The 9,099-nt window shown below is 69.7% G+C and carries 12 protein-coding genes and 3 pseudogenes; 4 read left to right on the top strand and 11 right to left on the bottom strand.

All coding sequences use genetic code 11. From position 1 onward, the window contains the following. The first annotated feature begins 275 nt into the window (after positions 1-275). On the top strand, positions 276-611 hold the full coding sequence (locus ACWCXH_RS39300) for a hypothetical protein (RefSeq protein WP_449806314.1): 336 nt from the start codon (positions 276-278) through the stop codon (positions 609-611). A gap of 50 nt (positions 612-661) precedes the next feature. Here the strand turns inward: ACWCXH_RS39300 and ACWCXH_RS39295 are convergent. After that, positions 662-1,155 (bottom strand): annotated as a pseudogene (locus tag ACWCXH_RS39295) (ATP-binding protein); the annotation flags it as partial. A 244-nt stretch (positions 1,156-1,399) separates the two neighbouring features. On the opposite strand from ACWCXH_RS39295, the gene ACWCXH_RS39290 reads away from it, so the two are divergent. After that, on the top strand, positions 1,400-1,777 hold the full coding sequence (locus ACWCXH_RS39290) for a MerR family transcriptional regulator (RefSeq protein ID WP_449806313.1): 378 nt from the start codon (positions 1,400-1,402) through the stop codon (positions 1,775-1,777). Positions 1,778-1,881: 104 nt separating this feature from the next. On the opposite strand, the gene ACWCXH_RS39285 is transcribed toward ACWCXH_RS39290, so the two are convergent. The 4 genes and pseudogenes from ACWCXH_RS39285 to ACWCXH_RS39270 all read right to left on the bottom strand — a co-directional run bounded on the left by ACWCXH_RS39285 (position 1,882) and on the right by ACWCXH_RS39270 (position 3,869). After that, positions 1,882-2,697: a universal stress protein gene (locus ACWCXH_RS39285; RefSeq protein WP_449806312.1), complete on the bottom strand. Its 816-nt coding sequence runs from the start codon at positions 2,695-2,697 to the stop codon at positions 1,882-1,884. 249 nt (positions 2,698-2,946) lie between these two features. Continuing rightward, positions 2,947-3,042: pseudogene (locus tag ACWCXH_RS39280) on the bottom strand (ISAzo13-like element transposase-related protein); the annotation flags it as partial. Between the two features lie 141 nt (positions 3,043-3,183). After that, a complete protein-coding gene (locus ACWCXH_RS39275) occupies positions 3,184-3,465 on the bottom strand; it encodes a DUF6296 family protein (protein WP_449806311.1) in 282 nt (93 codons plus the stop codon). Next, the gene (locus ACWCXH_RS39270) at positions 3,462-3,869 is read right to left on the bottom strand and encodes an STAS domain-containing protein (RefSeq protein WP_449806310.1); all 408 of its coding nucleotides are present in this window, start codon (positions 3,867-3,869) and stop codon (positions 3,462-3,464) included. Before ACWCXH_RS39270 ends, ACWCXH_RS39275 begins: the two co-directional genes overlap by 4 nt. A gap of 372 nt (positions 3,870-4,241) precedes the next feature. Between ACWCXH_RS39270 and ACWCXH_RS39265 the strand changes: the two genes are divergently transcribed. Further along, a complete protein-coding gene (locus tag ACWCXH_RS39265; RefSeq protein WP_449806309.1) occupies positions 4,242-4,577 on the top strand; it encodes an STAS domain-containing protein in 336 nt (111 codons plus the stop codon). Between the two features lie 110 nt (positions 4,578-4,687). Here ACWCXH_RS39265 and ACWCXH_RS39260 read toward each other — a convergent pair whose 3' ends face one another. The 4 genes from ACWCXH_RS39260 to ACWCXH_RS39245 are packed head-to-tail and all read right to left on the bottom strand — an operon-like array spanning position 4,688 to position 6,523. After that, positions 4,688-4,939 carry a gas vesicle protein GvpG gene (locus tag ACWCXH_RS39260; protein WP_449806308.1) on the bottom strand — a complete coding sequence of 84 codons (252 nt, stop codon included), beginning with the start codon at positions 4,937-4,939 and terminating at the stop codon, positions 4,688-4,690. A gap of 8 nt (positions 4,940-4,947) precedes the next feature. After that, the gene (locus ACWCXH_RS39255) at positions 4,948-5,658 is read right to left on the bottom strand and encodes a GvpL/GvpF family gas vesicle protein (RefSeq protein ID WP_449806307.1); all 711 of its coding nucleotides are present in this window, start codon (positions 5,656-5,658) and stop codon (positions 4,948-4,950) included. Between the two features lie 3 nt (positions 5,659-5,661). Next, positions 5,662-6,111, bottom strand: coding sequence for a gas vesicle structural protein GvpA (locus tag ACWCXH_RS39250; protein WP_449806306.1), 450 nt, complete (start codon positions 6,109-6,111; stop codon positions 5,662-5,664). A gap of 46 nt (positions 6,112-6,157) precedes the next feature. After that, positions 6,158-6,523 carry a gas vesicle protein GvpO gene (locus ACWCXH_RS39245; RefSeq protein WP_449806305.1) on the bottom strand — a complete coding sequence of 122 codons (366 nt, stop codon included), beginning with the start codon at positions 6,521-6,523 and terminating at the stop codon, positions 6,158-6,160. A 303-nt stretch (positions 6,524-6,826) separates the two neighbouring features. On the opposite strand from ACWCXH_RS39245, the gene ACWCXH_RS39240 reads away from it, so the two are divergent. Beyond that, the gene (locus tag ACWCXH_RS39240; protein ID WP_449806304.1) at positions 6,827-7,255 is read left to right on the top strand and encodes an STAS domain-containing protein; all 429 of its coding nucleotides are present in this window, start codon (positions 6,827-6,829) and stop codon (positions 7,253-7,255) included. Between the two features lie 722 nt (positions 7,256-7,977). Here the strand turns inward: ACWCXH_RS39240 and ACWCXH_RS39235 are convergent. Together ACWCXH_RS39235 and ACWCXH_RS39230 are read right to left on the bottom strand one after the other, a co-directional pair. Continuing rightward, positions 7,978-8,214: pseudogene (locus ACWCXH_RS39235) on the bottom strand (IS630 family transposase); the annotation flags it as partial. A gap of 53 nt (positions 8,215-8,267) precedes the next feature. Next, positions 8,268-8,942, bottom strand: a complete 675-nt coding sequence (locus ACWCXH_RS39230; protein WP_449806315.1) for an IS110 family transposase — start codon at positions 8,940-8,942, stop codon at positions 8,268-8,270. Between the last annotated feature and the right edge of the window lie 157 nt (positions 8,943-9,099).

Genomic DNA, 9,099 nt, shown 5'->3' with positions numbered 1-9,099 from the left:
CCGAGCCCGGCCTGTTCACCCTCACCAACTCGGCACCGGCCGCCCCCGAGGCCAATTCAAGCTGAACCTCGGCGAAGGCTCACAGAACACCCTCTCAGGCCGCTCGCGACGCCGTTACGGGCGACCTGCACCTCCTGTTCCCGTTTCTCGCTGACCCCTATCCCGAAGTCCGCTCTGCGACCGCCTTCGTCCTGGCAGCGGCGACCAGCGAGATGCCACGCGTCTCCTCAGCCCTGCACCACAGGCTGGCCGTTGAAGACGATGCGGTGGTCCGGGTGAGCTTGATCCTGGCGATCGCCCAGCTCGCCCGCGAACACCAGGATGAGGACGCCCCCGCGTGGGCCCGGGACCTGTGGTCGGATCCCGGCCGGCCGCCCGAGATCCGGATCGGCGCCGGCCTCGCCTGGCTGTGCCTGGTCACCGACCCTGTCCCCGACGAGCTCCGCACCCTCCTGACCGACCCCGGCACCGACCAGCTCGGCGAGCTGTTCCAGCAGGTGCCATGGCTCCTCCCGGTCGACTACAGCAGCGGACTGCGCCGCTGCATCCACGAAATGCTCACGCTGGATGTCCCCTGGGAGCGTGAAAGCGACCCCTGGAACAGCGCTTGATGGTCCTCCGTCAGGAGGGCGGAGGACCATCACGTTGGGGCCTTCAGCGGTCAGCCGGCTTTGGCGGGCGTTTCGGCTCGGGCGCGGGTCGAGGCGAGCCGGCAGGAGTCGGTGCCGGTTTCGATGATGGTGCCGTTGAAGGTGAGTCGGTCGACGATGGCCGCGCAGAGGCGGGGGTCGGTGAAGGTTTTGGTCCAGCCTCCGAAGGACTCGTTGGAGGCGATGGCGACGCTGTTCTTCTCCTCGCGCTCGGTGAGGACCTGGAAGAGCAGTTCGGCACCGTGGCGGTCGAGTTCCATGTGCCGAGCTCGTCGATGCAGAGCAGGTCGACGCGGCCGTAGCGGGCGATCGTCTTGTTCAGTTGCTTCTCGTCGGCGGCCTCCACGAGCTCGTTCACGAGCTTGGTGGCGAGGGTGTAGCGGACCCGGTAGCCCTGCATGGCGGCCTCGGTGCCCAGGGCGATGAGCATGTGGGACTTGCCGGTGCCGGAGTCGCCGATCAGGCAGAGCGGCTGGCTCTTCTTGATCCACTCGCAGCTGGCGAGACGCTCAGGTTGGCGTGCCCGGAGTGCGACATCACCCCCGCCACGAAGAGCTGCCTGGCAGCCTCGACGAGCTGGTGAGCCCGGTTCTTCACTTCAGGAGTGTCTGTCATCTCATCATCTCCGAGTTCTTCGACCAGCGGTCGGCCCTTCCGCCTCCGCTGTGCGCACGAGCCACTCTGCGACTTGAACTAAGGTTCAAGTCAAGCGTCGGGCAGACACGACGAGGGGAGGGCGAAGCGTGCGCATGACGATCGGTCAGCTCGCCGAGGTCACCAGGGTGCCCGCGTCAGCCATCCGGTTCTGGGAACGCCACGGCCTGCTGCCCGCGCCCGAACGGCAGAACGGGCAGCGGCGCTATCCGCCGGAGGCCGCGGAACGGATCGTGCTGCTGCGCAAGTTCCAGCAGGCCGGACTGAGTCTGGCCGAGATCAACGAGTTCCAACAGGACCAGCCGCGCAGGCAGGCGATGATCCGCGCCAAGGTCGACGAGGTCGAGCAGCGCATGGTCGATCTCGACCACGCCCACCAGCTCCTGCTCCACGCCCTCCAGTGCGGCAAGGAGGACATCGTCAGCTGGCCGACCTTCCGGGAGCAGATGGCGACGTGGCGCCCGTCCACCTGACGGCGTTCGGCACGATCGCCACCGGGCTGTGCGCGTGGTCGATCACCGCGTGGGCGTCAACTCCTGTTCATCGCAGGACCCCAGGCGCCCGCGGACCGACCGGTTCAGGGCTCCGGCACGACGGCGACGGCGCACTCGGCGTGGTGCAGCACGGCGTGGGCCACGGGCCCGAGTCGGCCGACCGGTGTGCACCGCTGGCGGCCCAGCACCAGGAAGCGGGCCTTCGCCGATGCCTCGACGAGTACCTGTCCGGCGCCGCCCGGTTCGCCGTCCTCGATCAGCGGCACCTCGGGGTGCGCGGCCCGCCAGGGCGCGAGGGCGGCGGCCAGCCGTGAGCGCTCCGCCTGCCGCAGGTGCTCCGGCCGGCCCGCTTCCGCCGGGGGCCAGGCGTGCAGCGCGCGGAGCGCCAGGCCGTGCCGGCGGGCCAGGTCGAAGGCGAAGTCGAGGGCGGCCTCGGCGGGGCGGCGGGCGTCCACCGCGACCACGACGAGGTCGCGCGGGGCCGGATCCTCCGAGACGGGGGTGATGACGACCGGGCAGCCGGCGCGGGCGGCGACGTGCAGCGCGGTCGCGCCCACGCGCAACCCGGGGAAGCCGCCGTCCCCGCGTGCGGCCAGGACCAGCAGTTCCGCCTCCTCCCCCGCGGCCACCAGCGCCGCCGTGGCGACGTCGTGCACCTCCTCCGCCCGCACGGGCAGCTCGGGGTGGCGCACGGCCAGCGTGTGCCGAACCTCCGCCAGTGCTCCCCGTTCGCCGCAGCGGGGGCGGGTGTCGCGTCCCGCAAGCAGGTGCGGCATGAGCGGCAGGGCGTGCACGACGCGCAGCTCACGGCCTCGCAGCAGGGCTTCCTCCGCAGCGAGGTCGGCCGCCCGCAAGCTCGCGGAGGAGCCGTCGACCCCGACCGTGACGGGGAGTTCCATGACCACCATCTCCTCATCCGCTACTCGGCTCGGCGAACGGACGCACTCATCGTCACTCCCACGGCCGTCCGGCGACAGGACCGAGCGGGCCCGACCGGGCCGGGACCACCGGCCCTCGACCGGGGGCCACCCGTCCCGGCCCGGCCCGCGCTCACACCTCCGCAGGGGCGAGGAGGCCGTAGTGACCGTCGTAGCTGGGAACTCGACCTCGCCCACGCCCTCGAGCTGGTGCGACAGCGGCGGGAGCAGGCTCAGCTCGGAGGCCAGGGCTCGGGTCGACTTCGTGGTCCACCGCAGCGGCGACACCGGGTCGCCGCGCACGTCGGGCTCGACCAGAGCCAGCAGCGTCAGCCAGGCCCTCGTCGTGCAGCCGGTGCAGGCGGGCCCGCATCTTCTCGATCCCGGCGCCCGGGGCGGTCAGCCGACGCAACTCCGCGTACGGCGGTGCCAGCCCCACGAGAATCGATGGGGCCGGCACCGGAGTGTTCAGCGGAGTCGCGGAGTGTCAGGCGCCGGTGGCGACCCGACCGTACTCGATCCACCCGCCGTGGTCGTCGCCGCCGTTCCAGAGAGCGGCGAAGACGTTGTTGCCGGCGGCGATCCGGCGGTGACCCCAGTGCAGACGCGGAAGGTGCCGGCGGCGTCAGCGAAAACCGGCTGGCCGTCTCGGGTGGTTTCGCCGGTGGCGTGGACGATGATGACTTCCGGCGGGGCCTGCCCGCCGGGGACGCCGGGCAGGGTGACCGCGTAGCGTGACGCCGTGTTCATGGTCGTCTCGGCTGGCGCCGGTGGCCGTCGTGGAGGGCCGCGTGGACGCTGTCACGGATGGTGAACACGTCGTCGGTGCCGGTGATCTCCAGGAGGCGACGGATCTGCGGTGAGAGAGCCGCCAGGACGAGGCTGGTGCCGGCCAGAGCTGCGTCCTGGCGAGTCTGGAGGAGGATGTTCAGGCCGGTGGAGTCGCAGAAGTCGACACCGGCCAGGTCGACGACCAGCCGGGGCGGGCGGTCCCTGATGATCCGGGCGAGAGCGTTCTCGAGCCTCGGCCGCTGGTCCTGGTCGATCTCGCCTTCGAGGCGGCAGACGACCGCCTCCGGGGTTGCGAGCCCGGTGATCCGCAGGATCGGCCCGATGGTGTTCCCGGCGTTCGTCGGGATGACGCGTCTGGACACGAGCGGGCCCCCCTCCTGTGAGGAAAGCTGTCCGGCTCCAGCCTGCTCCCTTGCGCGCACCAAGACCACCCCCGGCAGCAGGACCCCCGAGAGGTAAATGTCAACGGGATACGCGCCCAAATCCCGCTCAGCGGACATTTCAGTCCTTTCTGGCGGACATCTCATCTCCCTGCGCGGCGTGTTTACTGGTCGCCCATCCAGCTGATCGTGGAGCGGGTCGGGTGGGGTTTGTCGGGGTCCGGCGCGGTGACACGCGAGGTGTCGCCGGGGTCGGGTTGAGCGGTCGGCTCCGGCAGCGCGTGAAAGTGGTCGGGTGGCGGCCGGAGAGAGATGATCGGAAGCGGACAGCTTCCCTGCGGAGGGAGCCCGCTCATGTCCGGCCGACAGCATGCTCACCACGAGGCCGTCTCTGTCCTGCAGGTCGCGTCCCGGGATCTGACCGTCCCGGTGAGGGTCTGCCGCGTGGAGGGCGAGGTGGACCGTGACACGCGACCGGCGCTGGACGACGCCCTGGGTAAGGCGGTGGCGGGCGGACCGGCCCTGCTGGTCGTCGATCTCGGCCCGATCACGTTCTGCGACTCGGCCTGCCTGAACTCGCTCCTCGTGGCCCGCAAGGATGCCGAGGAGGCGGGCGTGTGGCTTGTCCTGACCGGCCTTGGGCCGCAGGTGAGGCTTCTGCAGCCGGCCGACGGGGGACCGCGAGCATGACCCGGCGCCCCGCTCAGGAGGGGCTGCCCAGGACCGGCAGCGCAGAAGAGAGGGGGCGCACGTGGAGCCTGTGAGCGGTCCGGCATTGCCGTAGGCCGGCATTTCGCTGTTCACGTGCCTTTGGTCGCCCAGAACCGGTGGATCTCGTCCAGTTGGTCGAGGAGCTCGCTCTCGCGCCGGTCGAACTCTTCTTCCGTGATGCGTCCGGCGAGCAGTTCCTGTTCGAGGGCCTTGAGGGCGTCCTCGACCGGAGCGGGATCGTAGAACTGGCGCTCGGCGGTATTCGCCACCTGCTCCGCCACCCAGATCACGCCCCGTACCGGCGCGAGGGGCAGAGTCAGCAGCCCTGTGATCAGACCCATAACGCCTTCTAGACGAAGCTGTAGGGCGGCAGTGGGCCGTGCAGACGGAACTGGTAGGCCTCACCCCACTTGCTGGCCAGCCGGGTTTGGGCGGCGGTGAATTCCTCCCCCCGGGCGTCCTCGACCAGGAAGGAAGCGCTGACGAAATCGTTGCCGGCCGCCTCGTTCTCGTGGACCTCCCGTGCCAGCGGGCGCAACGAATCGACCGCATGCGTCGCAGCGGAAGTCTCGCGTGCCCGGATTTCACCGGCCACGAGCTCACCCAGCCGGATCTTCACATTGGGATCACCGCTGCGTCGGCTTTCGTCGTTCAGCTGCCGCGCTTCCTCCGAGTCCGAAAGGATCTGCCACAAGAGGGCGTCCTCCTCGCATGATGCCTTCAGTAGATATTCCGAGCAGCCCTCCAGGGAGTGGAGCCGTTCCCGGTAGGAGTCGGCGCGCTCCTTGAGCACATCTCGCACCTCCTGGACATCGGAGGCGAGCGTGCCGAACCGGAGTGGAAGGACGGTGCCGTCCGCCCTGAGCCGCTGGAGCAAATCCTGATGGGCCAGGACGTCGCGGCGGCGGGCCCGCAGGCCTTCGGGTACGGCGCTGACGACTGCCGCCAGATCCGAACCGCTGATGGTGGACAGCTCCTCGGGCGGATCACCCACACCGGTGATGCCGTCCAGCCGCAACGGATGGCTGTCCGCGGTGATCGCGTACACGTAGATGGCCATGGCTCACTCTTCCCGGGCCGCCCGGGAACGCCGTGCCGGACGCGGCCTCTCACGCCTTTCCTCCGGTTCTGGCTCCTCCTCGCGGCTCTGGGTGTGCTGACGGATCGTATCCGTCACCGCCTCCACCGCACCGGTGAGCGCCCCCTTGCTTTTGCCCCGCGCGCCGCCCTCCGTCATCTCGCCCACCAGCTCCGGCAACCGGCTCGGAGCCTTGCGCCCCGACTCCAGGTCCAGCCGGTTGCAGGCCTCGGCGAAGCGCAGGTACGTGTCAACGCTGGCCACCACCACACGAGCATCGATCTTGAGAATCTCGATACCCACCAACGACACACGGACGAACACGTCGATAACCAGGCCCCGGTCCAGTATCAGCTCGACGACGTCATACAGCGTGCCCGAACCCCTACCCCCGACTGCAACAGCACCCCCGCCACCCTGCGGCACCACAGTCATATCCAGTGCCTCCTTCCACCTATATCCCGCCCGCGGCCACCCGTGGTCACGAGCGGCGATCTAGCTGATCCCGTGTGTACCGGCGAGTCCTCTCGTAGCCCACCAGCTCCCCCCCGCTGTCGAGCGACACCCGATAGCTAGCCAGCACGCTGGCCGTATCCGGCACCCGCTCCACCTCCACCACCTCCACATCGGCCTGCCAACCGTCATCAGTACGTCGAATCGCGGACACCGACTCCGGAACCCTGCCCAGCAACTCCTCCAGCTGCGCCATGGCCACCCGCATGACCTTCGCGGCCGACAGCCGTGGCCCGGCCTTCCCCAGTGACCGCGTGCGCGCACCGCCCTGTGCCTCCTCTCGCCGAGGGGGCCGTGCAGGTCGGCGTTCGCCACCTTCACTGTCCCGAGGCATAGAACCAACCTTCCGTTCCTCGCGCGCATACCCGAGGAATCCGGTTCAACACAGAGATCGCGATCGTCTACAAGCCGGTTGGCGCGCTGGTCGGCGCTCTCGGCGGCGGCGCAGCCGGTATTCCGGCTGACCGGTGTCGCTGTTCCCGCGACGGGACGCCGCTCGCTCCGACGCAGACTGCGGGGGCGGCGGCATCCTGAACACTGTGGTCAGCGGTGCACCGCGACGAGAAATCCGTACCGGGACTCCGTCCGAAGGGGTGGCGTCGGGTGTGCGTTCGGGCGGGATCGTGGTTGCCTGGGAGTGTTTCGGGGGCGCTTCCTGGCGTTCAACCTCACGGCTCCGGGACCGAGGGAGGCCAGTGACTACGGGACGCGGGCAGCCGGAACCGGAACACCGCGGCCCCGAGGAAAGCCGTCTCGGGACGAGCGCTCCCTGGCGCAGCCGGTGGTGGTGGTTACCGGAGAGATCGACCAAGACAACGCCCAGGTCTTGCCCCGGGGCCTGGCCGCAGCGGTGCACACCGGCACAAGGCGGTTGGTCGTAGACGTGAGCGCTCTCTGTGACAGCCGGGGCTTGCATGTCCTGGTGGAGTTGCGGCGGGACGCTGTGGCGGCCGGTCGCACGGTGGTGGTGCCCGGCCGGGCTGTGCGGCGGTTGCTGGAGATCATCGAGACCGCGTTCCTTTTCCGGGGCGACGATGAATCGGGGGGCGGGTTCACTGGGCGGTGACACAGATGGCGAGGTCCGCCCAGACCAGCTTGCTTTTACCCGTGAACAGGGGAGTCGCTCCCCAGCCGTGGGCAGGCGGTCGACGATGGGCCAGCTGTAGCCGCCGCCCCGTGGCGCCGCGGCTGGGGAGGATCGGACTGCGGTCGACGACGGTGACGCGCAGCCAGCCAGGGTTGTAGTTCCGAGCCCGAGTTCCGCGAGGCCTGTGCCGTGCCGGTGGGCGTTGTCGGCCAGTTCCTCCACGACCAGGAGCGTGTCCTCGGTCAGTGAAGGCCTTGCGTGTGCGAGTCGCCCGCGACGGGCCCACTCCTCCAGAGTTCGCCGGGCGAACGTGACCGCCTGCCTCGCTCCGACATGTGCGGAACGGCTCGGGGTGCCGGGCGTTCCGGTGCCCGGCACACGATGGCGGTGAACGAGACCGTGCTCGCCCGGGGCGGCACCGCGCCCGGGGCCGCGGGCGGGGTGGGCACCGTGACCGGCTGGGCGACCGAGGTGGAGTTCCTGCTGCCGGGCGGGAAGCGCAAGGTGCGCCCGTACGGGGTGTGGCAGGCCCCGGAGATCGGGGTGCGGCACTTCCCTGGCGCCGTCGCCGGTGGGGCGACGGCTTCGCCGCCGGTCTCGACGGCGGTGAGCCCGCGCTGGTGGTACTCGGCTAGTGTCTTGCGTCGCAAATCCCGATGGTAATTTCTACTCTGCTGGGGAGTCTGGCGGGTTGAACTGAGGTAGTCCGCGAGGGACTTGAGGATCTCGTCCGCGGTCTTGGTCCAGGTGAATGGTCTGGGGTCCTCGTTCCAGGTGTCGATCCACGCCTTGATGTCGTCTTCCAGGGCCTTGACGGAGGTGTGGACGCCGCGACGGATGAGCTTGTAGGTCAACAGACCGAACCAACGCTCGACCTGGTTGATCCAGGAGGGTCCGGTCGGGGTGAAGTGGACGTGGAAGCGCGGGTGCCTGGCCAGTCACGTCCTGATCTCGGCTGTGTTGTGGGTGGCGTAGAAGCCCCTATGTTTCGTCAAGCCGCGGTGGAGGGCGCCGGGGGTTGGAGGTGCCGGTAGAGCTCTCGGGCGACGTAGCGTTTGAGGCATCGGATGATCTCTCGCCTGGACATGCCCTCGGCGGTGCGTCGCTGTAGGTAGGCCTGGGTGCGCTGGTCCCAGCGCAGGCGGCTTTGTACGATGCGGTAGAGGGCGGCGTTGGCCTGCCGGTTTCCGCCGCGATTCAGGCGCCGCCGCTGGGTCTTCCCGGAGGACTGTTCAACCGGGCTGACCCCGCACAAGGCGGCGAAGGCCGCCTCGTCGGTGAGCCGGGCCGCGGCCCGGCCTGACAAGACCGCGCGGGCCGCGGCGTCCGCGTCGACGGCATCGGTCTTGCCGCGCTTGCGTCGCGTGGCGCGGTCGGGCTGGTTGATCTCTATGACCTCGACACCCTCGCGGCGCAGGACTCGCATCAGCGCCGTCCCGTACGACCCGGTGCACTCGACTCCGGCACGGCGAAGTATGCCGAACGAGCTTGCCCAGGCAAGCAGTTGACGGTACCCCGCAGCGGTGGTCGGGAACTCCTGGTGCGCGAGCGGGGCGCCCAGAGCGGTGATGACCGCGGCGACGTGGACGTCCTTGTGGGTGTCGACCCCGAGGATCACCTCCTCGATGTCGCAGGCCTGCTGCGCGGGCAGGATCGACTGGGGCATGCTGGTGACGGTCACAGGGCTCCTCGGACCAGGGGCGGATGGCCGAACCGGTCCGGTGGGCGGTCAGAGGGAGTTCTGTGAGGGTGTGAGCGGTTCGTCCCGTTGTGTCGAAGTCTGCTGCCAGCCACGGGGGTTGACGTCCGGCGAGGATGCGGTC

The organism is Kitasatospora sp. NPDC001660, assembly GCF_053596725.1.
Note: the sequence above shows the minus strand (reverse complement) of the source record. Positions and strands in the feature narration are given on the sequence as shown.